Origin of the sequence: Escherichia sp. XD33 (genome assembly GCF_019375075.1) — a bacterium.
In the GTDB taxonomy this organism is placed as follows: domain Bacteria; phylum Pseudomonadota; class Gammaproteobacteria; order Enterobacterales; family Enterobacteriaceae; genus Enterobacter; species Enterobacter flexneri_A.
Map to the genome: position 1 here is coordinate 19,062 of NZ_JAENDM010000035.1, position 24,994 is coordinate 44,055.

The following is a 24,994-nucleotide window of genomic DNA, read 5'->3' on the forward strand; positions in this document are numbered from 1 at the left end:
TTAATATTATAAATAGACTGAATGAATATCTTAACCTTATCAGACTGATGGGCTTCTTAACACCCTTATAAGTGTAAAGCCACGAAAACGGTTGCTGATTGCTTAATTTGCGGCTTCCTGACGATGAAAACCTCGCCACCAGACCAGTAAGTTAACCAGGGCAATCGTCGCGCCAGCCAGACAAACGCCAGCCCAACCGCCATGTTGCCAGGCTGAGGCTGAAATTAGCGAACCGGCGGCACCGCCAATAAAGTAGCTAGTCATGTAACCTGCGGTCAGGCGATTGCGCGCATCAGGATGTATCCGATAAATTACCGTCTGGTTAGTGATATGCACGCCCTGCACGGTGAGATCCAGCACCAGGATTCCGATAATCAACGCCAGTACGGAAGTGTGACCAAACCAGATCGCCAGCCATGAAAGTAATAGCAGCAGCAGACCGAAAGTTGTGGTGTGGTGCGATTTGCCCTTATCGGCAAAACCGCCCGCCGGACGAGCGCCCAACGCTCCGGCAGCTCCCGCAAGTCCAAACAGACCAATGACACCATCGCTGTAGTTAAAAGGTGGAGCGGCAAGCAAAAAGGCCATTGAGGTCCAGAGAATGCTGAAATTGGCAAAGGTCAGGCAGCCCAGCAACGCGCGGGTACGCAGAATTTTATCGCTGATAAACATACTGAAAACGGAACCCAACAACTGTGGGTAGTTGAGGTGGGTTTCTGATTTCATTTGTGGCAGACCACGCCATAATGCCAGCGCCATCAGTGCCATTAACACCGAAGCAACCCAAAAGACGGTGCGCCAGCCGCCGAGATTCGCCAGCAATCCGGCAACTGTCCGTGCCAGCAAGATCCCCAACAGCAGACCGCTCATAATAGTGCCAACCACTTTGCCGCGTTTATCCGGTGAAGCCAGCGTCGCTGCCAGCGGAACCAGAATTTGTGCCACGACTGAGAATAAACCGGTTAATGCCGTACCGAGGATCATCATCGCCAGCGACTGACTGCTGGCGGTAATCAACATGCCGCATGCCGCCAGTAAGGTCATCGAGACAATCAGGCGGCGGCGTTCAAACATATCACCGAGGGGAACAAGAAACAGTAGACCTGCGGCATAGCCCAACTGCGCGGCGGTAACAATAAAGCCTGCCGAACTGGCGGAAAGGGAAAAGTTACGCGCGATGGTGTCGAGCAATGGCTGGGCGTAATAGTTACTGGCTACCGCCAGACCGGTGGCGATAGACATCAGCACGATCAGCGCCGGGCTAAGCTCATGATTAGGTTTAGTCATTATTTTTGTTCATCAGGTGATGATTAAGCTGGAAATCAATAATAGCGGATGTTGATGAATATGGGATGAAAGATAGATTGTTGAAATGTGCGATGTGGTTTGTAGGCATGATAAGACGCGCCAGCGTCGCATCAGGCATTGTGCACAGAACGGCGGATGCGGCAAAAACGCCTTATCCGCCCGAATAAAAATTACTTCTGCGCTGCCAGCGCCTCATTCACCCAGCCATCGAACTGCTGCTGGTGGGCTTTGATCCAACCATCAACGTGTCCCTGAATATCGCCTTCTGAGGCTTTGCCGTCATGCATAATGGCGTTCTGGGCGTTAATATCTGCCACTGGCAACTGCATAATGGCAAACAGTTTCGCTGCTGCCGGGTTTTTCTCGGCCCAGGCTTTGTTGGCAACGATATGCATGGTGCTGACCGGGAAGCCATAATTCGCACCATTCGGCAGTTTGGTATCGGCGTTTTTATCGCCCGGCAGTGCGGAGAACGGCACCTGCAACCAGACGACATCTTTGCCCGGCTTCAGTTCGTTACTCACCCAGTACGGCGTCCAGGTGTAATAAAACACCGGTTTGCCCTCTTTGTAGCGACTGATGGTGTCGGCCATCATCGCTGCGTAGTTCCCCTGATTATGCGTCACGGTGTTGGTCAGTTCATACGCGGCAAGCTGGTGGTTGATCGCACCTTCGCAGCCCCAGCCAGGGTTACAACCGGTTAAATCCGCTTTTCCGTCGCCGTTGGTATCGAACAGTTTGGCGATCTTCGGATCTTTCAGTTGTGCGATGTTGGTGATTTTGTACTGGTCGGCGGTTTTCTTATCGATCAGGTAACCCTGTGCCGCGCCGTTAACAAATACCCCTTCACGATAAAATTTCTTATCGCCACCGGCAGCTTCGTACATGTTGTCATGCAGTGGCGTCCAGTTCACGGCGGTGAAGGTTGCATCGCCGGAAGCAAGCGAGGTGTAGCCAACGTTGTAATCTACTTCGCTGGGTTTGTTGACGGTATAACCTAATTTCTCCAGCGCACGACTGACCAGCAGCGTCTGGAAGGTTTCTTCAGTGATGGTGCTCTGAACTGGATTAACAGTAATGCCTTTGCCCGGCAGATCGGCAGCAAAAGTTTGTGTAGAGATAAGCGTGGCAAACGCTGTCGCAAAAAGTACGCTATGTCGCATTGTTATTCCTTTTTTTGGCAGGGTGATAATGCCCGGCGTCACCGGGCAAGTGCAGAGTTACTTAATGAATGGGCGGGTCAGCAGACCAACAGGGCCAGTGGTGTACCAGCGACGGTTGCCGCGACTGCGTGAGTCGCGCCCAACGGCCTGCGTCAGACGATCGAGGATAATGGCGAGGATCACAATCCCGACGCCGCCAACGGTGGCAAGCCCCATATCCAGACGACCGATACCGCGAAGTACCATCTGACCCAACCCGCCGACGGCAATCATCGAGGCGATGACCACCATAGAAAGGGCCAGCATCAGCGTCTGGTTAACGCCCGCCATAATGGTCGGCATCGCCAGCGGTAACTGAACTTTGAACAGCATCTGGCGCGGGCTGGCACCGAATGAGCGCGAGGCTTCAATCAGATCCGCCGGAACCTGGTTAATCCCCAGAATGGTCAGACGGATAATCGGCGGCAGAGCAAAGATGATCGTCACCACCACGCCCGGCACGTTACCGATACCAAATAGCATGACGATTGGCACCAGATAAACAAACGCTGGCGTGGTCTGCATGGCATCAAGCAGTGGACGAATAATTTTCGCCGCTCGCGGACTTCTCGCCAGCCATATCCCCAACGGCAAACCGATGACGATACAGAACAGCAGGGCGGTTAACACCAGCGCCAGAGTCACCATTGCCTGCGACCAGGCACCGATTGCGCCGATGGCAATCAGCGAAACCAGCGTCGCCACACCCATTCCGACCCCGGAAATCTGCCAGGCGATGAGAGCGAAAACGATAATCGCCACCGGTGCGGGCATACCCAGCAGCAATTGCTGGAAACCGTTGAGGATATAATCAACCGGAACGCGCACGCCCTGGAAGACGGGACGGAAATGGGTAACGACCCAGTCGATCCCTTCAGTGACCCAACTGTCGAGCGGGATCAGCGTTTTATGGAACGGATCGAGAATATTAAAATGCTCGACGTTTGGCGCAGGCGTACTGGTCAGCCAGTCAGCACCACCGCCGTCAGTCGGTGCAGTCGTCGGTGTACCCCAGGCGTCTGCGGATTGCGCGGCACTGTCCGCCGCTGGCGTGGTATCCCACGGATTATTTTGATCAGCCATTATTTACCCCCTCACGATCTAAAGCGCGCAGCAGCATTCCTTTCGAAATGATGCCGACATACTGTTGGTCCTCGTCGACCACGGGCACCGCACAGGGTGCCTGTCCGACATGAGAGAGCAACTCGCTAAGAGGCGTTTGTGCATCGACTGCTAACGGCGCATCAATCAGCGCCGCATCAAGACCTTGCTGCTGCGTTAACGCGGTTTTAAGCGAATCGATGGAGACTGCGCCGACAAACTTATTACCGCGTTCGATAACGTAGCCATATTCGCGATCTTCATCCTGCAATAATTTCAGTGCCGAACGTGGGCCGAAGCCAGGGGTTTTACGAATTAAGCCATTCGGTGTCCGGCGGGCAATATCTTTCGCACTGAATACCTGACTAATATCAACGCCACGGAAGAAGGTACGGACATAATCATTCGCCGGATTATTGAGAATTTCATCCGGTGTGCCGACCTGTACCACTTCACCATTTTGCATAATGGCAATTCGGTCGCCAATACGCATGGCTTCATCAAGATCGTGGGAAATAAAGACAATGGTGCGCTGATGTTTCGCCTGTAATTTTACCAGCTCATCCTGCATCTCGGTGCGAATTAATGGATCGAGCGCCGAGAAGGCTTCGTCCATTAATAATATATCCGGATTAATCGCTAACGCGCGGGCTAATCCCACACGTTGACGCATCCCGCCAGAGAGTTCATCCGGGTAGCTGTGGGCATAATTTTCCAGCCCGACCTGACGCAGTGCATCAAGGGCTTTTTCCCGGCGTTCTTCGGCATTAATTCCGGCCAATTCCATACCGAACGCAGTATTGTCCAGCACGGTCATATGCGGCATTAAGGCAAAGGACTGGAAGACCATCGCAATCTTTTTTCTGCGCACCTCACGGAGTTCGGCGTCGGATATTTTGGCAATATCCACACCATCAATCAGCACTTGCCCGCGGGTGGGTTCAATCAGGCGATTGAGAAGGCGTACCATTGTGGATTTACCCGAGCCGGATAATCCCATGATGACAAATATCTCGCCTTCTTCAATGGCCAGACTGGCGTCTTTTACGCCAAGCGATAGCCCAGTTTTTTCCAGAATTTGTTCTTTTGAAAGTCCTTGTTCGATATATTTGAACGCTCGCTGTGGATGCTCGCCAAATATTTTATAAAGATTTTTAATTTCTAATTTAATTGCCATGCAATAGAAAGATTCCTTTATTTGTCTATGTCGATATATTACCCAATGGAAATAGTCACTTTTTTCTACCCTAACATACTGAGAATCTGAGGCAACCCCTGATGGCAAATGTGGCATGAATATTGATGCGAGCAAATCGCCGGAATTTCCCGTGATATAAGGGCTGAGAGCAAATCGAGAAAGTTGATATTTTTTGTCAAAGATAGCGAAAAAACGCCTGAATATTGTGGTTTCAGGCGAATAATGCAACAGAGTATCAGTGTAGATCACCACAAATTATTTGCGTGATAAAAAGCTATTTGGCGGGAATTATTTCCCTGCTGCGGGTAGTGATATTTTTGAAAATAACACCCTCAGAAATTCCAGTCTTCATCTTCTGTTTCAACCGCTTTCCCCATCACATAAGAGGAGCCTGAACCGGAAAAGAAATCGTGATTTTCATCGGCATTCGGCGAAAGCGCGGCGAGGATTGCCGGATTCACTTCCGCCATTTCTGCGGGAAATAACGGTTCGTAGCCCAGATTCATCAAAGCCTTATTGGCGTTGTAACAGAGAAACGCTTTCACATCGTCAGCCCACGGGGTTTCGGCGTACAGCTCATCGGTGTATTGCAACTCGTTGTCGTAGAGTTCCAGCAACAAATCGAAGGCGAAACTCTTCAACTCTTCACGTTGTCCCAGAGATATCTTTTCCATGTTTTTCTGATATTTATAGCCTATGTAGTAACCGTGGACTGCTTCATCGCGGATAATCAGACGGATCAGGTCCGCGGTATTGGTCAGCTTTCCGCGGCTGGAAAAATACATCGGCAGCCAGAAACCGGAATAGAACAAAAAAGATTCAAGAAACACACTGGCGATTTTCTTTTTCAGCGGATCATCACCGCGATAATGTTGCTGAATAATCTGAGCTTTTCGCTGCAACGGTGCGTTTTCTTCACTCCAGGCGTAGGCGGCATCGACATCTTTGGTCTGGCATAGCGTCGAGAAAATCGAACTGTAAGAGCGGGCATGAACCGCTTCCATAAAGCTGATATTCGATAATACCGCTTCTTCATGAGGCGTGAGTGCATCGGGCATCAGAGAAGGCGCGCCGATAACATTTTGCAGCGTGTCGAGCAGCGTCAGGCCAGTAAAAACGCGCATCGTCAGTTGTTGTTCTACGACAGTTAATGTCTGCCAGGCAGGAATATCGTTCGACAGCGGCACCTTTTCTGGTAGCCAGAAATTGCTGGTCAGGCGATTCCACACCTCCAGATCTTTATCGTCAGATATCTTGTTCCAGTTGATGGCGCTGATACGTGAGAGTTTCATAGATATTCCTTAAAGTGCACAGGAGACGCAGCCTTCAATTTCAGTGCCTTCCAGCGCCATCTGACGCAGGCGGATGTAATAGGCGTTTTGATACCCTTGCGCCAGGCGTAAATCTGCGCTTTGTTGATATCGCGAGTGGTGGCGGTATCGGGGAAAAAAAGCGTCAGCGACAGCCCCTGATCGACATGGCGAGTCGCTTCCGCGTAGGTGTCGATGATCTTTTCTGCGCCAATTTCGTAAGCGTCCTGATACAGCGCCAGATTCTCGTTAGTCATAAACGGGGCAGGGTAGTAAACGCGTCCTGTTTTGCCCTCTTTGCGTATCTCTACTTTCGCCACAATCGGATGAATACTCGACGTAGCATGGTTGATATAAGAGATAGAACCGGTTGGCGGCACCGCCTGAAGATTCTGGTTGTATATGCCGTAGCGCATCACGTCGTCGCGCAGCTGCGCCCACATCTCACGGGTAGGTAACGTAATACCGCTACGGGTAAACAGTTCGCCAACTTTCGCCGTTTTCGGCTGCCAGTTCCCTTGCAGATATTGGCTAAAATATTCACCACTGGCATAGCGTGACTGTTTGAACCCGGCGAAGGTTTCACCGCGTTCGCGTGCCAGCAACATCGAGGTACGCAGTGCATGCCAGGTGATGGCATAGAAATAGAGATTGGTGAAATCCAGTGCTTCCGGCGAACCATAAGCGATGCCTTCTCGCGCCAGATAGCCGTGTAAATTCATCTGCCCCAGTCCGATGGCGTGCGAGGCGGCATTTCCGGCTTCGATGGACGGCACGCTGCGGATATGACTCATATCTGATACTGCCGTTAAACCGCGCACGGCAGTCTCTACCGTGCGGGCAAAATCGGGGGAATCCATGGTGTGCGCAATATTCAACGAACCTAAATTGCAGGAAATATCATGGCCTGTGCGGGTATAGTCGAGATTCTCGTCATACTCTGAGGCGCTGTTAACCTGCAAAATTTCTGAGCAGAGATTACTCATATTTATGCGCCCGGCGATAGGGTTAGCACGGTTTACCGTGTCTTCATACATGATGTAGGGATAGCCGGACTCAAACTGGATTTCTGCCAGTCGCTGGAAGAAATCACGGGCGTTGAGGTATTTTTTGCGAATGCGTTCATCGGCAACCAGTTCGTCATAGTGTTGGCTGATGGCCACATCGGCAAACGGCTTGCCATAAACTCGCTCTACGTCATAAGGCGAAAACAGCGCCATCTGCGCATTCTCTTTTGCCAGATGGAAAGTGATATCCGGGATCACCACGCCAAGCGACAGTGTTTTAATGCGGATTTTTTCGTCGGCATTTTCCCGTTTCGTGTCGAGAAAACGCAGAATATCGGGATGATGAGCATGTAAATAGACTGCACCAGCCCCCTGACGAGCGCCGAGTTGGTTGGCATAGGAAAATGCGTCTTCCAGCATTTTCATCACCGGAATTACGCCAGAAGATTGATTTTCAATACGTTTAATTGGCGCGCCCGCTTCTCGCAGATTCGACAGCAAAAATGCTACGCCGCCGCCGCGTTTCGACAGCTGCAGTGCGGAATTTACCGCCCGACCAATCGACTCCATATTGTCTTCAATACGCAGCAAAAAACAGGAAACCAGTTCGCCGCGCTGCTGCTTACCGCAGTTGAGGAATGTTGGCGTGGCTGGCTGAAAGCGTCCTGACAGCATTTCATCGGTCAGTTGCAACGCCAGCGTCTCATCGCCTTGTGCCAGCGTCAGCGCCACCATCGTTACTCGATCGGCAAAATCTTCCAGATAACGTTTACCGTCGAATGTCTTCAACGTATAGCTGGTGTAAAACTTCCATGCCCCGAGGAATGTCTGGAAACGAAAACCGCTGGTGTGTGCGTGGGCAAACAGCGTAATGACAAAGTTGCGAGAGTAGCGATTAAGAACGCTTTCATCATAGTAACCTTCGTTGACCAGCCAGTTCAGGCGCTGCTGCTGGCTACTGAAGGTCACACTGTTCGGACGCACATGCGTCGCAATAAAGGCGTCAACGGCCTGGCGGTCTTTATCGAACTGAATGCGACCTGCGCTATCGTAGAGGTTAAGCATCGCATTCAGCGCGTGGTAATCCATCGTTTCCTGCGTCAGGCATTCTGCGGTTGTCGTTGCCAAAATTCGGTTACTCCTTTACGAACGTTTTCGATATCGCTTTGCGTACCCATGAGTTCAAAACGGTACAGCCACGGCACGCCGCATTTCCGGGCAATCACATCTCCGGCGCGGCCATACGCCTCACCAAAGTTGCGATTACCAGAAGCAATAACGCCGCGAAGCAACGCCCGGTTGTGCTCGTCGTTTAAAAAGCGAATTACCTGTCGTGGCACCGCGCCAGCCGTACCGCCGCCGCCGTAAGAGGGCACGATCAGGATGTAAGGCTCGTCTACCTGAATCCGTTCCCGCTCATTGAGCGGGATGCGCACCGCGGGCAGACCTAAACGTTCGATAAAACGCTGCGTGTTTTCGGAGCTGCTGGAGAAGTAGACGAGCTGGCTCATGCACTGGCCGCGTGTGGCGCTGGATGCAGACGGTTAATCATGTCCGGACGGAAACCAGACCAGCTAAGATCGCCAGCAATCACTACCGGCAACTGACGAAAGCCCTGAGCACGCAACGCTTCTGCCGCTTCAGGAACGCGATCGACATTAATCATTTCAAAATCAAAGCCCCGGTTTTCCATCGCCCGTTTGGTGGCGTGGCACTGAACGCAATCGTTACGAGTGTAAATAGTAATGCGCATGATTCGTATTTCCGTTTAAAATGAAGATACGGCGCGATGATACGCGTCGGGTTGTCTCTCTGTTGATACAGAGATACTAGATGTAGTTGAAAAAAGATTCAACCACACAATATATAGCAAATAGTGGTCGAAATTACCCTGGATATGAGCGTGACGGGGTAGGGGGATTTTTGTGATTCACCAGGCAAAAAGAAACCCCGAAGACAGGCTTCGGGGTCAAAGACGCGTATTTATTATCATTTTTGCACTACGATTTGCGCATGCTTAACAGTGCGCCGATAAAAATACCTACCGCAGCTGCTGTACCCACGCTACACCAGGGTCTTTCACGAACAAAAGAATCCGCGCAGCCAACGGCATCGCGCGCGGCTTGCTGGACGCGAGTACGACCATGCATTCGCGCCTTGGTTTCTTTCAGCAATGCCTGAGCTTTACTGCGTGCGGCTTCAGCTTCCCCTTTGGCGTCGCTGCCCCAGGACTTCAATACAGATTCGAGGCTGTCAGCTAATTGATTGACATCATTCTGGATATCCTGCACGCCATCATCAACGTCGTTGCGGTTCGGTCGGTTAAACATATGATCCCCCATTAGAATTCGATGTAATTTTCAGTGTAGACCATAATTTTCTTAACTGAGGTTCATCGCGGCTTTATGGACTTTTCTGAAAGCGTTGTGAATGCGCAATCAGGTAAGGTAGGCCCGCGGTTGATAATAACGAGGATCAAATATGTATTTACGACCAGACGAGGTGGCGCGCGTACTTGAAAAAGTCGGTTTTACTGTCGATGTGGTAACCCAGAAAGCGTATGGTTACCGCCGTGGGGAAAATTATGTCTATGTTAATCGCGAAGCGCGAATGGGACGTACCGCTCTGGTAATTCATCCAACATTAAAAGAACGCAGTTCGACACTGGCTGAACCCGCTTCCGATATTAAAACTTGCGATCATTACCAGCAATTTCCGCTCTATTTAGCAGGCGAGCGACACGAGCATTACGGTATCCCGCATGGCTTTAGTTCGCGTGTTGCGCTTGAACGTTATTTGAATGGTTTATTTGGCGAAGCCAGTTAAAGACGCGACTGGCGATGCCAGTCGCGAAAAGAAGAGTCAGGCTTTTACCTGCTGGTAACGGCTGACTTTAAACAGTCGGCGGCAATAATCGAGGAAGTAGCCATAAACCGCCCCCATCAACATCGAAACAACGATGTTTGAACTGACCGCCGCCATAATCTGATGCCAGTCTGCGCCCACCACTAACAAGATCGCCACATACACCGGTGACTGGAACGTCACATAAGCCAGGATATCCGCCAGATTTTTTATCCAGCCCGACGGGCTAACTTTGCGTGCCGCGCGCATAAACAGATCACGGTACATACCGTATGGCCATGCAATTAAGATGTTCACCGGAATCGCTACCAATCTGGAATAAAAAGACTGTTCGAAGCTCATTCCGGAGAGGAAAACTTCAATACACATGTTCACGACAGAACAGTAAACAACCATCGCGAACGTATCTGCAACTGCATGACGCAAGCGTGACTGCGGTGAGAACATGCTAATGCTCCTTAATAAAAGCGTAATGGGATGTTAATGGAGATGAAAGCAGTGGATCTCATTGCCATCTGCATTTTCGCATAGCGTATATCGCTGGCTATGACTAATCAATTAGTGAAAAATTTTTATTTAGTCAGTTTTTGTAGATAAAATATTCCGTAACGGCTCGTTTTTTGTACATTGTGGATTTTTACATGCCGATATGATTTATTTTTAATTAAATCAATTAGATATGGCCTTACCTTTAATATCACTAATGAAAGTTTGGGGGTGAGGTAACGCTATAAGCGTAGAGAATTCGGTGTATGTAGTAGCTGGGTCATTTTCAGCATTTTTTATGCCAGACAATGTACATTAACAGCAGAAAGCACCAGTGATGGATGTTTTCTTTTATTCTGTTATATTGCATTTTTATTCACTTTGATTTTGTCAGGCTTGCGGAATTAGCGAGCAGAGAGCGCCGCTCTGTTCACCAATAATCTAAATTACTCATCAAAATGGCTAATATATAATCTTGAAATTATTCTGAGAGTTTCAGAAAATAACAGCTGAAATAATCTCGCGCAGGACTGTAAATAGATTAAATTTTGTGGAAATATAATAAGTGATCGCTTACACTACGCGACGAAATACTTTTTTTGTTTTGGCGTTAAAAGGTTTTCTTTATTATGTCCGTAATGTTACAAAGTTTAAATAACATTCGCACCCTCCGTGCGATGGCTCGCGAATTCTCCATTGACGTTCTTGAAGAAATGCTCGAAAAATTCAGGGTTGTCACTAAAGAAAGACGTGAAGAAGAAGAACAGCAGCAGCGTGAACTGGCAGAGCGCCAGGAAAAAATTAGCACCTGGCTGGAGCTGATGAAAGCTGACGGAATTAACCCGGAAGAGTTATTGGGTAATAGCTCTGCTGCTGCACCACGCGCTGGTAAAAAACGCCAGCCGCGTCCGGCGAAATATAAATTCACCGATGTTAACGGTGAAACTAAAACCTGGACCGGTCAGGGCCGTACACCGAAGCCAATTGCTCAGGCGCTGGCAGAAGGTAAATCTCTCGACGATTTCCTGATCTAATTACTGAGGCCGGATGTCGCTGCTAGGGCGCGTCCGGCGTCGCTTCTCAAGCTCGTTGGTTCCACGGCATCTTATCTAACAACCTTGCCATTCCACAAAAACCGCTGATTCCTGCAAACAGTAACCCGGCACCAACAAAGCCACTTAATAAGAAGAAACCGCTATTTACGGTATAACCCAGTACAACGCCGATTAATATTAAACCACCCGCAGCGATCTGCACCTGGCGCATTAACGGCAAGGGTTGAGATTTATTTACCGCTACTGGCAATCCTGCTTTTTTCCAGCCATCAATCCCATCTTCGAGTAAAAAGATTTCTGCGGGGGCGGCAATCGCTGCTAATTTATCGGCATTATTACTGGTGCGTTTACCTGCCTGGCAGTGGAATATAATTTGCTCGTGACGTAATTTAGCCGGAAGACCTGACTGTTCCAGCACGGATAATGGAGCCAGATCTGCTTCAGGAATATGTTCACGAAGATATTCATCAGCATCACGAATATCGATTAACTTTGCGCCGCGTGCGATTAATTCTTGTGCATCATGCGGCGAAATGGTTGTCAAAGCCATAGTGACTCCTTACGGACAATAGACATTTTTCAGGGTGGCGATAATGGCATTTACCGCCTCATTTTTAATGGAATATAGAATGCGTTGGGCATCCCGTTGGCTGTCGATAAGCCCTTCGTCCCGCATACGAGCGAGATGCTGTGATGTCGCAGAGGCACTCAGTCCGGTAATGCGCGTCAGCTCTCCCGCGCTGGTGCCGGGGGAACCGCTAAGCATGCACAGAATCAGCAATCGTTTAGGGTGGCTCATTGCTTTCAATAAGGCCGCTGCCTGTTCGGCACTGGCCTGTAATTGCGCGAGTTCAGTCATATTTATTTAAGTATTTTCTAAATTAAGTAAACTCTAAACTAAAAATGCAACATATACCAGCCTCAGCAGCGTAAATGAGAGTAAAAGCGTAAGCTGAAACTGGCAGGCTCCGCTAAAATTACTACGCTTAAGAGATAAAATCTCTTTTTAAACAATGAGTAATTTTCTTATAGGGAGTACATATGGGTTTCTGGAGAATCGTCATCACCATCATTCTGCCGCCGCTCGGCGTGCTGCTCGGTAAAGGGTTCGGTTGGGCGTTCATTATTAATATTCTGTTGACACTGCTTGGGTATATCCCCGGTTTGATTCACGCGTTCTGGGTGCAAACCCGCGATTAAACCTGTGCTCATCCCCGCGGCGTTAACGCGCCGCGTTCCTCTGCTACACTTTCTGAGTGTTTCCGTTAACGAATGAGGTAGCTATGGGTCTGTTCAATTTTGTGAAAGATGCCGGAGAAAAACTCTGGGACGCGGTTACAGGTCAGCACGATAAAGACGATCAGGCGAAGAAGGTGCAGGAGCATCTGAACAAAACCGGTATACCGGATGCCGATAAAGTGAATATTCAAATTGCCGACGGCAAAGCGACGGTCACTGGTGACGGCCTGAGTCAGGAGGCGAAGGAGAAAATCCTTGTTGCGGTGGGGAATATTTCCGGTATTGCCAGTGTCGATGATCAGGTGAAAACGGCGACACCAGCCACTGCCAGCCAGTTTTATACCGTTAAGTCTGGCGACACTCTGAGTGCCATTTCCAAACAGGTCTACGGTAACGCTAATCTGTACAATAAAATCTTCGAAGCGAATAAACCGATGCTAAAAAGCCCGGATAAAATTTATCCGGGGCAAGTGTTGCGTATTCCGGAAGAGTAGTTAATTGCCAGCCATCGCCTGCTGGATAATGGGAATTGGCGTCAGTAAATGCTGGCGCATTAACTCACTGGCGCGCGCGGTATCTCGCGCCAGTACCGCCGCAGTCAGGGTCTGGTGCTGATCGTGTTTATCCTCCAGCATTTCCACCGAAAGCACCGTTCGCCGCAGCCAGATAAATCGATAACGCGCCGCCAGATCAAACAACCGTTCACGCATTTGCAGCAAATAGTGAGAACCACAGCCCGCCACAATTGCCGTATGAAACGCCTGATGACGCAGATCCCACTCATCAAGCATTTTCTCGCTGGCGTCACAGGCCTCAAGCTTACTCAGCAGATGCGCTTTTGCGAGAACGTCTGCCTCCCACTCATCGCCACCGCGGGCAATCGCCAGACTCACTAACATCGCTTCCATATTGGCGCGGGCGTCGAAAATATCGAGCAGCTCCTGCTCTGACATAGACGCCACCCGATACCCTTTTTGATTCACCACCGTGACCAGCCGTTCCGCCACCAGTTGCGAAAGAGCTTCCCGTAACGGCCCAACGCCAAGTGCATAACGCGATGTCAGCAAACTCATTCGTAATTTTTCATCCGGTTGAAAATTACCGCGAATAATATCGTTCTTCAGCCAGCGATAGCCATCCAGAGACGTAATGGTCATGGTGTGACTCCTGATCATGATCAGCGCGTATTATGAACGGGTGTTTTTTGCCACAATACCAGCTTTTTCCAGCGAGCCATAATTGGCACGGTACAGATAATCCCTATCGCTAATAAGCCGGTGGAGATCACTTCTAACTGTTGCGCCGGACGGAATAGCATCACTACCAACACAAAGGTAATAAAGCCGATGACTAGCCAGGTGAGCCACGGATAAAGCCACATTCGCAAGCGAATTTCGCTTCCTTCTGCTCGCAGAATTTTGCGCATCCGCAACTGTGAAACGGCGATGACTAAATAAACCAGCAGGGCGATAGCGCCGGAGCTGTCGATCAGAAATTTAAATACCTTCGCAGGCGCGTAATAGTTCACCACCACCGTTAAGAATGCCGCGCCGGTGGAGAGTAACACCGCCACGTACGGGGTTTTACTGCGGTTGATTTTACCCATTACCGCGGGAGCATCACCGCGACGACTTAAGGAGTAGAGCATCCTTGACGCGGTATACAGCGCCGAGTTCAGGCAACTGGTTACGGAAAGTAATATCACGCAGTCCATGATTAATTTCGCATGGGGAATATTGAGCAATTCCAGTACCGAGCGATAAGAACCGACGGCTTTTAGTCCGGGCATATTCCACGGAATTAATGCCACGACGACAAAAATAGAACATAAATAGAAGATAGAAATACGCCAGATAACCGAGTTGGTGGCGCGGACAATATGTTTTTCCGGCGTGTCGGATTCCGCGGCGGCAATGGTGACAATTTCTGCGCCCATAAACGAGAACATGGTGATCAACATCGCGCTTAATACCGCACCGAAACCGTTGGGCATAAAGCCGCCGCTATCCCACAATCTTGAGATCCCGCTCACTTCGGCATACGGGTAAAAACCGCTAATTGCGACTGCACCAAGGAAAATAAAGGCCAGGATAGCGATGACTTTGCACAGCGCCAGCCAGAACTCAAATTCGCCGTAGTTTTTAACGCTTAATAAGTTACTGCCAGTTAAGGCGAGGGTAATGACGAGGGAAAATAACCAGATGGGAATGCCTGGAACCCATGAGTGCAGGATCATGGCGGCGATGTTGGCTTCCAGCGGGATAACCAGTACCCAAAACCACCAGTACAACCAGCCGATGGTATAGCCCGCCCAGCGACCAATGGCTTTATCGGCATAGGTGGAAAACGAACCGGTATCGGGCGTGGCAACCGCCATTTCCGCCAACATCCGCATAATCATAACCACCAGTAGCCCGGCGAACAGATAGGCCAGTAATACCGCCGGGCCCGCTTCGGCGATGGCGACGCTGGAACCGACAAACAGACTTGCGCCGATAACACCGGCAATAGACAACATGGTGACGTGGCGTGACTTCAGCCCGCCGCCTAACTCATGTGGTTGCGATGATTGCCCCATCCTGAATCCTCTCGAAAGTGTGTCACTTGGGAGAGCGCCCCGACATTTCCCGCGCCGGGTCACGCGTATAATTGTTATTGATTCTTTTTGCCGGAGAGCGGCTCCGCCTTACCCGGCCAACATAGATTTCTTCCTGTTCACGTACAGATTGTCGGATGCGGCGTAAACGCCTTATCCGACCTGGATCCCCGTAGGCCGGACAAGACGCGCAGCGTCGCCTCCGGCATAGGAGCGGCGCTACTGCTTCGCCTCATCAAAACACTGGCTGATGATCTCCAGACCCTGACGGATCTGAGCGTCTTCAATGGTGAGCGGTACAAGGATGCGCAGCACGTTGTAATACGGGCCGCAGGAGAGAAGAATCAGGCCTTTATCGCGGGCGCGAGCCACGATCTCGGCGGTGAGTTTGGCGTCCGGCTTGTTGTGATCGCCGTCTTCAAACAGCTCAATGGCGATCATCGCCCCCAGCCCGCGTACGTCGCCGATCTCCGGGTGTTTTTCGGCTATCGCCAGCAATCCGTCTTTCAACTTCTGCCCCAGATCGTTGGCTTTTTGCAGCAGATTTTCCTGCTCAAACACCTTCAACACTTCCAGCGCAGCCACGCAGGCAATCGGGTTACCCGCATAGGTGCCGCCCAGACCGCCTGGAGCGACGGCATCCATTACTTCCGCGCGCCCGGTGACGCCCGCCAGCGGGAAGCCGCCCGCGATCGATTTCGCAAAGGTGGTAAGATCCGGCGCAACGCCCATCTGCTCCATCGCAAACAGCGTGCCGGTACGCCCCGCGCCGCTCTGCACTTCATCGGCAATCAGCATGATCCCGTGCTCGTCACACAGAGCGCGTAAACGCTGCATAAAGGCTGGCGACGAGGCGTAGAAACCGCCTTCGCCCTGAACCGGCTCAATCACGATGGCGGCGATATCTTCCGGCGCGGCATCATTTTTGAAGATCCGGTGGATGCTGGCGATAGCGTCATCCTCGCTTATGCCGTGCAGCGGGCAAGGATAAAGCGCGCGATAAACATGACCCGGCATCAGCCCCATGCCCGCAGAGTACGGATTCACCTTGCCGGTCAGCGCCAGCGTGTAATGCGTGCGCCCGTGATACGCGCCGCTAAAAGCGATGGTGCCGCTACGTTTGGTGGCGGCGCGGGCGATTTTCACCGCGTTTTCCACCGCTTCAGAACCTGTGGTGACCAGCAGCGTTTTCTTGGCAAAATTGCCTGGCACCTTCTGATTCATAATCTCGCACAGCTCCAGATACGGCTCGTAGGCCAGCACCTGGAAGCAGGTGTGCGACAGTTTTTTCAACTGCGCTTCCACCGCAGCCACCACTTTCGGATGCAAGTGCCCGGTATTGAGCACCGCAATCCCGCCCGCGAAATCAAGATACTCACGGCCTTCAACGTCCCACACCCGGCAGTTTTCCGCGCGGTCAGCGAAAATCGGGTGAATTTGCCCAACACCACGGGGAATCGCCTGACTGCGGCGCTGCATTAACTCTTTATTGCTGCTCATTCGCGTTCTCCAGTTAAAGACCGATGCACATATATTTGATTTCTAAGTAATCTTCGATGCCATACTTCGAACCTTCACGACCCAGACCCGAGGCTTTAATGCCGCCGAACGGGGCCACTTCATTGGAAATGATGCCGGTATTGATGCCGACGATGCCGTACTCCAGCGCTTCGCCCACGCGGAAGACGCGGCTTAAATCACGGGCGTAGAAATAGGCGGCAAGGCCAAACTCGGTGTCATTGGCTTGCGCAATCACATCGGCTTCATCTTTAAAACGGAACAGTGGGGCGAGGGGGCCGAACGTCTCTTCTTTCGACACTTTGGCGTTGGCTGGAACGTCCACCAGAATGGTCGGCTGGAAGAAGTTGCCGCCGCGTTCATCCGCTTTACCGCCGCAAACCACACGCGCACCTTTCTCCAGCGCATCGGCAATATGCTCTTCCACTTTTGCTACCGCTTTTTCATCGATCAGCGGCCCGATGGTGACGCCTTTCTCCAGCCCGTCGCCGATGTGCAATTTGCTCACCGCCTGCTGCAATTTTTCGGCAAAGCGGTCATACACGCCGTCCTGCACGTATAAACGGTTGGCGCAGACGCAGGTTTGCCCGGCGTTGCGGAATTTCGAGGACAGCGCACCTTCCACGGCTTTGTCGAGGTCGGCATCGTCAAAGACGATAAACGGCGCGTTGCCGCCCAGCTCCAGCGACACTTTTTTGATGTCTTTCGCGCACTGTTCCATTAACTGGCGGCCAATTTCGGTCGAACCGGTAAACGACAGCTTGCGCACCAGCGGGTTGCTGGTCAGTTCGTTACCCACCGCGCCCGCCGAACCGGTGACCACGTTAAATACCCCAGCCGGAATGCCCGCGCGAATCGCCAGCTCCGCCAGCGCCAGCGCAGAGAACGGCGTCTGACTGGCAGGCTTCAGCACCATGGTGCAGCCTGCCGCCAGCGCCGGACCGGCTTTGCGGGTAATCATCGCCGCCGGGAAGTTCCACGGCGTGATAGCTGCGGTGACGCCAATCGGCTGCTTGATAACAATCAGGCGCTTATCGGCCTGATGACCAGGAATGGTGTCGCCATAAATGCGTTTGCCTTCTTCAGCAAACCACTCAATAAAGGAGGCGGCGTAGCTAATTTCGCCTTTCGCTTCAGCCAGCGGTTTGCCCTGTTCTAGGGTCATCAGGCGCGCTAAATCGTCCTGATGCTCCATCAACAAATTGAACCAGTTGCGCAGAATGTTGGCGCGTTCTTTGGCGGTGAGCGCACGCCAGGCGGGCAGAGCGCGGTTGGCGGCGTCGATAGCGGCGCGGGTTTCATCAGCGCCCATTTTGGGTACGCTACCCAGCTTGTCGCCGTTCGCCGGATTGGTGACGTCGATGGCTTCACCATTGTTGGCGTCCAGCCATTCCCCGTTAATCAACGCCTGCTGGCGGAATAAGTTACTGTCGTTAAGTTTCATCGCTACATCCTGTTTTCAAAGGTTATTGATTAAATGCGGCGTGTAAGGCATCCACACTACGTGCCGCTCGCAGCGTGCGTCCGGGGTTACTCTGGCTTGCCAACAGCGTTTGTACCTTGCTGACAATATGCGCACCAATAGGAATTGCTGATGTCGCTGCCGGGGAGGGCGCATTGCAGGTGTGGATCGTGCGCGGGGTGGTGACAAACAGAAAATCGTCAATCAGCTTGCCGTCCGGCGATACCGCCTGCGCCCGCACACCGGCGGGCCAGGGCTGGAGATCGCTTAACGAAAGCCGGGGACAATACTTTTGCACCAGCCGCAGATAGCCGCTTTTGCACAGCGAGTTTTTCATCTCGCCCAGTCCTGAGCGTAGATGGTTTTGCAGCACCCGGCGAATCCCCGACGAGCCCAAAATCTCCAGCGTGTCGCTAAATGAGAAGTCGCGCTTGCGATAGCCTTCGCGTTTGAAAGCCAGCACCGCGTTTGGCCCGACGGTCACGCTGCCGTCGATCATGCGGGTGAGATGAACGCCCAAAAACGGCATTGCCGGGTCGGGAATGGGGTAAATCAGGTGGTTAACAATCTGGTTATGCTCCGGCGCAAGGCGGAAATACTCGCCACGGAACGGGCAGATGATAAAGCCCGGTTCGAGTCCGAGCATTTTCACCAGCCGGTCAGCCATCAGCCCGGAACAGCTAATCAGCGTTGATGCTTCATATTCGCCGCCCTGACGGGTACGTATCACCACGCCGTTTTTATGCTCATTAAGCCCGCTGACTTCGGCGTTATAGATAATTTCACCGCCTCTGGACTGGAAGATTTTTGCCATCGCCGCCGTCACGTCGCGGTAGCTGACAATGCCGCTGGACGGCACAAAAATGCCGCCGAGCCCGGTGATATTCGGTTCGCGCTCGCGCAGTTCGTCGGCGTTAAGCCATTCGCGCTCGATACCGTTCGCCGCTGTGCGTTCCCATAAGGCGCGCATCCGTTCCATTTCGAGATCGGACGTGGCAACCAGCATCTTGCCGCAGTTGTCGTAGCGAATGCCGTTTTGATCGCAAAAGGCTTTGGTGGCGCGGTTTCCCGCCAGGCAAAACTGCGCCTTCAGGCTGCCGGGCGTGTAATAGACCCCGGCATGGATCACGCCGCTGTTGTGGCCCGTCTGGTGACAGGCCGGGCCGGACTCTTTTTCCAGCAACGCAATGCGGGCGTCCGGATAGACATCAATCAGTTGCATGGCGGTCGACATGCCGATGATGCCGCCGCCAATAATCACAAAATCATACATCCGCTCAATTCCTTTGCGCTTACTGATGCGTCTGGTAGTGGTTAGAGGCGTAAGCGAAATAGCCACGCTGGCGCATCAGTTCACGGCGCAGATCCGGGTGCGGAGTAAAGCGGTCGCGACCGTGCAGCCAGAACAGGTTGTTAATCAACAGGAATTTGCCAACGGGAACGGGCACAGAAAGAATGCCTTTGCTGGTTTCAATGGCGTCGGAAAGCTCGCTCAACCACACGCCTTCTTCGAAGTCTTTCGGCTGGACGAACTGGTCGATATAGCGCATCACCGGGCGACCCTGTTGATCGACGTCGAACACCGGATGAAAAACATCTTTGCTGACGTTTTTACTCGGCGGCGCGGCAAAGCGCATCGGGCGACGCGCCAGCGGGTGGCGGAAATAGTTGTCGAGATGTTCCCAGTCATCGAGATGCAGCAGCAGCGAATTTCCGCCCTGCATGTTTTGCTCGTCGATTTTCATCATCAGCACGTAATCGGTTATCTCTTCGACATACGTGCCGTCGTTGTGTAGCTCCATCACGCGGTGCGGCTGGCGCAGATAGCTGTCTGAGTTATCGACATTTTTCACTACAAAACGCGCGTAATACTGACCGCTCATCGCATCGAAATTGGAACGGCCAATCAGATGCGCCACCGCCGTCGCCAGCTTCACCATCTCATCCGCTTGCTTCACATCATCGACACCCACCGCATTGATCAACAACGCACCTTCAGCGCGGTTTAGCAACGTCTTCAACAGCAATGGTTGCAGCTGGTTCGCACATAGATCGTCAAGAATTTTGGCTACCCGAAAACGCAGAAACGATTTGTACTCCAGCGCCTGCACGGGCCACTCGGCAACCTGCTCAAGAAACTGTTTGGTCGTCTGTTCGGTGAAGGTGAGTTCCAGCAGACGCGGGGATTGCGCCGACGGGGTGAGGGTGAATCCGCTATAGTCCTGGCCTGAATCGACAGCGTTATTTTGTACGGCGGTCAGTGCATTCATCAGAAGCGATCCTCTTATGAGATGTAGGGTGACATGGCGATGCTCATTTCGTAGCCATAATCTAAAAATATCTACATTTCTGAAAAATGCGCACAAAAGCGACATATTGTTTTCTTATTGTGATCAAAAGCAACAAATTAGTAACATTTAACGTAGGGTATTAAGGCAAAGTGAGACAGGAAATGAATAACTAAAGCAACAGGTTAGGGGGAGTTAACATTAGAGAACAGATTATCTGGTCGATAAAAAACAGTAAATGGCTTCACTGCAAAATGACCGTTAGTAAACTAAACATATTATCTGCCCCGTTTTATCGGGGCAGATATAACATTAAATTATAAATAGAGATAGTTCGGCGGTTCTCCTGTTTTCCCTAAAAGAAGAGCGCTACGCCCAGGAATATTGATATTTAGAGTTCCGCCTCTAAGCGTAAATACTTTACCAGGGGGGATAATTTTTCGGGTATTATTAATAATAATGTTAACGCTATTACTCCCCATGTTTTTGTATATTCCAGGTTGCAATTTGTTAGGCCAGGTACCTTCAACTTCTTCGTTTCCTTTATTTATTATAACTAGTCCATCATGAGGAGAGTGATTAATGTTCACAGAATCCCCACGACTAAAGGCCAGAACGTTTTTAGTTGCAGATACACCCTCAAATGCGCTCCATATTCCTGCTTTATCTATATATAATGCGTGGAATTCATTGTAGAGCTGCTGATAGGTAGAGCAACCTTTATTAAGCTACGCCTCACCGCCGACACGCGTGGACCCATCATCATTTTTAATTTCAGTCGTTGATTTTAATACTTGGCCATCCCAGTAAACTAAAGGCCTGCTGAACGGCAGAGCGGCTATATATGCCATTGCTAATTGTTCATCTTGTTGATGGTTAAATAGAAAGTCATTGAAAAGATTACCATTGTTAGGAAAATCGTGGTTAATGTTAATCAATATCCGTCTTTCTGATGGGATACTTGAGATTGTGGAACCCGGTTTTGATGCAAGGGTTTGAAGATCTCCACCAAATGAAAAGGCTTTTATCGTTTTCATGAGCAATGAAAAATCAATGGCGCTTAAATCATCTCTTTCATAAAGCAGTGATGACATTTGTTGTTCATCCAACTGACAAGTTACCAGATATTCCATGTAATTCATAACGGCTTTTTTATGATATTTTGGGTTAAATAAGTTAGTATTGTGTAACCGCTCATTATAATTTTTATGCGGTGGGGTTATTGATCTTTCTATTTGTTCATGTTTTGAGTGTTTTGCCGCATCATAACGTAAACCTCGTACGCCATATTTTCGCATTTCACGAACGTATTGATTTTGCAACATAATAACCTGGTCACTTTTGGGTGTTGTTTTAGGCATTCCATTTAAACGCTTTTCTTTTAATGCATGGAGGTTTTCCCATTCATCCTTAGAGATGTTATCTTTACTTGCTTCGAAGTCTTTTGCAGTGAGATGTATATCTTCTGGATGGATTTGTTTACGTTCTTTTGTTACTGGATCTTTAATGAATGGAATCAAAACCTGACCTTGCTAATAGCCAGGGATACCACCTTCTATATCTTTACTGATCTTCGCTCGTATATCAGCAGAGGGATAATCCAGGTCATTTTTACCACTACCCCCAATTCCCATAAAGTTAAAGGTATAATCAGGAATGATATCGATACCAAATTTTTTAGCATCTTTAACCAATGCAATAAAATCCTGCAAATCTCCCATTGGATTATGGATGGTACAAAGATCTTCGGGTTGATAAGCATGAAACCAGTAACCCTTTTCTTCTTCGGGAGTTTCTGGTCCGTCGGCGCGGAAAGTTGTCACTGGAGGGATTTGTATATACCCATAATGGCAACGTGCAAATTCAGACATATTTTCTCTGATCTGCTGGTAGGTGGCATTAAAAGCATGAAGAATCGCTTCGCCAGGTTTTTTGGGGGTGATGATTTCACATTGTGATTTCTGAACAGCAGTAAGAGATTTACGCTCAAGTGTCTGCCGTAGATGTTCTGGATTGATTAATATTTTAAATGTTTCTTGCTGTCCGGAAGGTGACGTCACGTTAATATTATATACATCGGCTGCCAGCTCATAGTCAGGAATGTTAATAGCATATGCAACATATTTATCTTTTGGGGAAGGTTTGTCAGATATAATGTGGGTGAAATGTTCAGCACGACCATACTGATAAACACCGCTGTTATCACCTCTTTCAATCATTGTATCTCGTTGATAAACCTATGTTTTTCTTTCTCCTATCCTGTCTGGCGCTGTAATGCTACGCTGTGCTGCTTTATTCAACTCTCGGTAAGTTGTATCTGGAGAAAGGGAAATTTTATAATCGTTTTTTAACAGATCATTAATAACTTTTTCTGCGTGAAAAGTTGATATAATTTCTCTGTCTTTTAATCCTTGAGGGTAAACTCCACAAGAATTAATAATATTTGTTATACAGTTTAGATATTCTAATGTATTTAATTTGGAATTTAGATCCCCGTCAGTAATGTTCCATGATAACAATGTGGGGTTGTCGATAGGTAAATTTCTGGGTCCTGGTTTTATAGAAAACATAATAAAGTTCCTCTAATGGTAGAGTAATATGATGTATACGGAAACATAAAAATGTTTAATTGTTGTGAAAGTAATTGCAAACAGATGTCCTACTTTTATCCAATATTTATATGGAAAAGGATAATGCTTAAATCTGTTTTATTAATTATCGATGTGGTCTGGAGAGGCAACTGTCAAAAATCGCTCATACGAAACTAATGATTAGCAGAATAAGATCTATGAAAGAATATATTGCTATACGAAGTTTATTTTTATGGAGTGAAAAGTAACAGATATCATAATGATGCGAAAACTCTTCAGCTAATGTAATAAAGTTATATTATTAGATACAAAATCATTACAAAGTATCATTGAATCGATGATAACTATAGATAGTGCTAATTATTAACATTTGCTTGTTGACTGCGAGTATCGACTTTGCGAATGGAGGCGGTGTCGGGTTTTATGTCGCGTGTAATCACGACCCAAGGTGAATGGGAACGCATAAAAATCTGTTATTTACATCATATGATCATCATGTTTATTGCGTGGTTTATAAGTATTGTTATTGCACACTCAAGGCCCTTTAGCTCAGTGGTTAGAGCAGGCGACTCATAATCGCTTGGTCGCTGGTTCAAGTCCAGCAAGGGCCACCAAATCATTATTTACGTATCAGGAAGAGTTAAGGGTACAAGGGGTACTCGATGGCGGTCTATATTTCATGACTAACGCCATTTCAAGGAAGAAGTGCGGTGGGTGGTTTCGAATGAGGGCTGGTGTTTTGGTACGTGGCACGCCACTGCAATGTATTTATCCATCAGTACTCATTCAAAAGTACCTGGAAAAAATGCCTGCTATGCCAAGCGGGCAAATTGCTTACATGTGGAATTAAGTAATTAACGATAAAGCCAGAGTATTATCATTTATTATACCCCTTCATTTAATCAGGTTAATTACTCAAATCACTGAACTATTCTCTGTTCGCTCACTGATGATAAGTGAGTACCACAACCAATGTATGTAGAACAATGCCGTAGAGTAAGGATGAAATGTCTCTGCCACGCCTTAAACATCTACTACTGACCAGAACACCCGCCGCAGGCAGATGAGTTTTGTGAGCGTTACAGGAGCGTGGCTATGCTCATTAACCAACGCTATTGAGATATAAATTTCTAACACTTGAAAAACGATTTTCACTAATAAATTATAACGGTTTTTTTTATCATACAGCGAAATAACCTTTTGTTTATTAAATTTAACATTCCTGTGCTAATTTAATTAAAAGTTCCATGCGTAGCAAGTGAAGCAGTTAATGTCAGTAATTGTCTCAAATGAGCGTTTTTTTATAGTGACAAACAGTAATAACATTAAAAATAGCCATGTAGACATTAATTGAGGAATAGACAATGTTAGTTAGTAAAAGCAACGGATTTAACGCTAGCGCAGTTTTGGGTAGTGGAAGTTATAATGAAAATAAATCTTCTAAACACATGGAGCTACTAGCTCATAGTATTTTAAAATTAATTTGTAAGGAAGCTGCATCAGAGACGTATCGCGGTGCTCTTGAAACTTTACAAAAAATGATGTCTGAATGTATATATCAAGAAGGCAACGCCTTTGTCATTATGGGAGCTGGAGAACAATTAAAACGTATTAAATATGAAGTTGGTGAAAATAACTTAAAGGTATTCGGTGATGCTGCCAACTTACTGATTTAGTGTATGATGGTGTTTTTGAGGTGCTCCAGTGGCTTCTGTTTCTATCAGCTGTCCCTCCTGTTCAGCTACTGACGGGGTGGTGCGTAACGGCA

At 49.2% G+C, this 24,994-nt stretch carries 22 protein-coding genes, 1 tRNA gene and 3 pseudogenes; 7 read left to right on the forward strand and 19 right to left on the reverse strand.

Features of this window, described 5'->3' with window-relative positions:
* Positions 1-102: 102 nt before the first annotated feature.
* The 9 genes and pseudogenes from K0778_RS18000 to K0778_RS18040 form a co-directional block, all read right to left on the reverse strand.
* A complete protein-coding gene (locus K0778_RS18000) occupies positions 103-1,287 on the reverse strand; it encodes an MFS transporter (RefSeq protein ID WP_000165680.1) in 1,185 nt (394 codons plus the stop codon).
* Between the two features lie 191 nt (positions 1,288-1,478).
* On the reverse strand, positions 1,479-2,471 hold the full coding sequence (proX, locus tag K0778_RS18005) for a glycine betaine/L-proline ABC transporter substrate-binding protein ProX (RefSeq protein WP_001216525.1): 993 nt from the start codon (positions 2,469-2,471) through the stop codon (positions 1,479-1,481).
* A 57-nt stretch (positions 2,472-2,528) separates the two neighbouring features.
* The gene (proW, locus tag K0778_RS18010) at positions 2,529-3,593 is read right to left on the reverse strand and encodes a glycine betaine/L-proline ABC transporter permease ProW (protein ID WP_000774988.1); all 1,065 of its coding nucleotides are present in this window, start codon (positions 3,591-3,593) and stop codon (positions 2,529-2,531) included.
* Positions 3,586-4,788, reverse strand: a complete 1,203-nt coding sequence (gene proV / locus K0778_RS18015; protein WP_000985494.1) for a glycine betaine/L-proline ABC transporter ATP-binding protein ProV — start codon at positions 4,786-4,788, stop codon at positions 3,586-3,588. The genes proW and proV overlap by 8 nt, the downstream gene beginning before the upstream one ends.
* A gap of 353 nt (positions 4,789-5,141) precedes the next feature.
* The gene (gene nrdF / locus K0778_RS18020; RefSeq protein WP_000777969.1) at positions 5,142-6,101 is read right to left on the reverse strand and encodes a class 1b ribonucleoside-diphosphate reductase subunit beta; all 960 of its coding nucleotides are present in this window, start codon (positions 6,099-6,101) and stop codon (positions 5,142-5,144) included.
* 9 nt (positions 6,102-6,110) lie between these two features.
* Positions 6,111-8,254: pseudogene (nrdE, locus tag K0778_RS18025) on the reverse strand (class 1b ribonucleoside-diphosphate reductase subunit alpha).
* A complete protein-coding gene (gene nrdI, locus K0778_RS18030) occupies positions 8,227-8,637 on the reverse strand; it encodes a class Ib ribonucleoside-diphosphate reductase assembly flavoprotein NrdI (RefSeq protein WP_000080947.1) in 411 nt (136 codons plus the stop codon). Before nrdI ends, nrdE begins: the two are co-directional and overlap by 28 nt.
* Positions 8,634-8,879 carry a glutaredoxin-like protein NrdH gene (gene nrdH, locus K0778_RS18035; protein WP_001223227.1) on the reverse strand — a complete coding sequence of 82 codons (246 nt, stop codon included), beginning with the start codon at positions 8,877-8,879 and terminating at the stop codon, positions 8,634-8,636. The genes nrdI and nrdH overlap by 4 nt, the downstream gene beginning before the upstream one ends.
* Positions 8,880-9,126: 247 nt before the next feature.
* Positions 9,127-9,456 (reverse strand): DUF883 domain-containing protein, encoded by a 330-nt coding sequence (locus K0778_RS18040; protein ID WP_052893725.1) that lies wholly within the window; start codon positions 9,454-9,456, stop codon positions 9,127-9,129.
* Between the two features lie 151 nt (positions 9,457-9,607).
* On the opposite strand from K0778_RS18040, the gene K0778_RS18045 reads away from it, so the two are divergent.
* Complete coding sequence (locus K0778_RS18045) at positions 9,608-9,952, forward strand: DUF2002 family protein (RefSeq protein WP_000281320.1); 345 nt, start codon at positions 9,608-9,610, stop codon at positions 9,950-9,952.
* 36 nt (positions 9,953-9,988) lie between these two features.
* On the opposite strand, the gene alaE is transcribed toward K0778_RS18045, so the two are convergent.
* Positions 9,989-10,438, reverse strand: a complete 450-nt coding sequence (gene alaE / locus K0778_RS18050; RefSeq protein WP_000492656.1) for an L-alanine exporter AlaE — start codon at positions 10,436-10,438, stop codon at positions 9,989-9,991.
* Between the two features lie 668 nt (positions 10,439-11,106).
* Here alaE and stpA point away from each other — a divergent pair.
* Complete coding sequence (gene stpA / locus K0778_RS18055) at positions 11,107-11,511, forward strand: DNA-binding protein StpA (protein ID WP_000115383.1); 405 nt, start codon at positions 11,107-11,109, stop codon at positions 11,509-11,511.
* A 46-nt stretch (positions 11,512-11,557) separates the two neighbouring features.
* Here stpA and ygaP read toward each other — a convergent pair whose 3' ends face one another.
* Both ygaP and K0778_RS18065 read right to left on the reverse strand, forming a co-directional pair.
* Complete coding sequence (ygaP, locus tag K0778_RS18060; RefSeq protein ID WP_001229442.1) at positions 11,558-12,082, reverse strand: thiosulfate sulfurtransferase YgaP; 525 nt, start codon at positions 12,080-12,082, stop codon at positions 11,558-11,560.
* A 9-nt stretch (positions 12,083-12,091) separates the two neighbouring features.
* Complete coding sequence (locus K0778_RS18065) at positions 12,092-12,391, reverse strand: helix-turn-helix transcriptional regulator (RefSeq protein ID WP_000137280.1); 300 nt, start codon at positions 12,389-12,391, stop codon at positions 12,092-12,094.
* Positions 12,392-12,573: 182 nt separating this feature from the next.
* Here K0778_RS18065 and K0778_RS18070 point away from each other — a divergent pair, with 182 nt between their 5' ends.
* Positions 12,574-12,732, forward strand: a complete 159-nt coding sequence (locus tag K0778_RS18070; RefSeq protein WP_000508177.1) for a YqaE/Pmp3 family membrane protein — start codon at positions 12,574-12,576, stop codon at positions 12,730-12,732.
* A gap of 83 nt (positions 12,733-12,815) precedes the next feature.
* Positions 12,816-13,265, forward strand: coding sequence for a potassium binding protein Kbp (gene kbp / locus K0778_RS18075; RefSeq protein WP_000522415.1), 450 nt, complete (start codon positions 12,816-12,818; stop codon positions 13,263-13,265).
* On the opposite strand, the gene csiR is transcribed toward kbp, so the two are convergent.
* From csiR to K0778_RS18110, 7 genes and pseudogenes are all read right to left on the reverse strand, one after another.
* Positions 13,266-13,928 carry a DNA-binding transcriptional regulator CsiR gene (csiR, locus tag K0778_RS18080; protein WP_000156811.1) on the reverse strand — a complete coding sequence of 221 codons (663 nt, stop codon included), beginning with the start codon at positions 13,926-13,928 and terminating at the stop codon, positions 13,266-13,268.
* Between the two features lie 20 nt (positions 13,929-13,948).
* Entirely contained in the window at positions 13,949-15,349 is a 1,401-nt protein-coding gene (gene gabP / locus K0778_RS18085; RefSeq protein ID WP_001295173.1) for a GABA permease, read from the reverse strand.
* Between the two features lie 237 nt (positions 15,350-15,586).
* Positions 15,587-16,867: a 4-aminobutyrate--2-oxoglutarate transaminase gene (gene gabT / locus K0778_RS18090; protein WP_000097662.1), complete on the reverse strand. Its 1,281-nt coding sequence runs from the start codon at positions 16,865-16,867 to the stop codon at positions 15,587-15,589.
* Positions 16,868-16,880: 13 nt separating this feature from the next.
* Complete coding sequence (gabD, locus tag K0778_RS18095) at positions 16,881-18,329, reverse strand: NADP-dependent succinate-semialdehyde dehydrogenase (RefSeq protein ID WP_063084628.1); 1,449 nt, start codon at positions 18,327-18,329, stop codon at positions 16,881-16,883.
* A gap of 22 nt (positions 18,330-18,351) precedes the next feature.
* A complete protein-coding gene (lhgO, locus tag K0778_RS18100; RefSeq protein ID WP_000271951.1) occupies positions 18,352-19,620 on the reverse strand; it encodes an L-2-hydroxyglutarate oxidase in 1,269 nt (422 codons plus the stop codon).
* Between the two features lie 19 nt (positions 19,621-19,639).
* Positions 19,640-20,617: a glutarate dioxygenase GlaH gene (glaH, locus tag K0778_RS18105; protein ID WP_000993126.1), complete on the reverse strand. Its 978-nt coding sequence runs from the start codon at positions 20,615-20,617 to the stop codon at positions 19,640-19,642.
* A gap of 335 nt (positions 20,618-20,952) precedes the next feature.
* A pseudogene (locus K0778_RS18110) lies at positions 20,953-23,205 on the reverse strand (alpha amylase C-terminal domain-containing protein).
* Positions 23,206-23,764: 559 nt separating this feature from the next.
* Here K0778_RS18110 and K0778_RS18115 point away from each other — a divergent pair.
* The 3 genes and pseudogenes from K0778_RS18115 to K0778_RS18125 form a co-directional block, all read left to right on the forward strand.
* Positions 23,765-23,840, forward strand: a tRNA-Ile gene (locus K0778_RS18115).
* Between the two features lie 750 nt (positions 23,841-24,590).
* Positions 24,591-24,875: pseudogene (locus K0778_RS18120) on the forward strand (DUF5507 domain-containing protein); the annotation flags it as partial.
* A 55-nt stretch (positions 24,876-24,930) separates the two neighbouring features.
* Positions 24,931-24,994, forward strand: a 64-nt coding sequence (locus tag K0778_RS18125; RefSeq protein WP_001676991.1) for an IS1 family transposase, incomplete at its 3' end; no start/stop codon positions are given.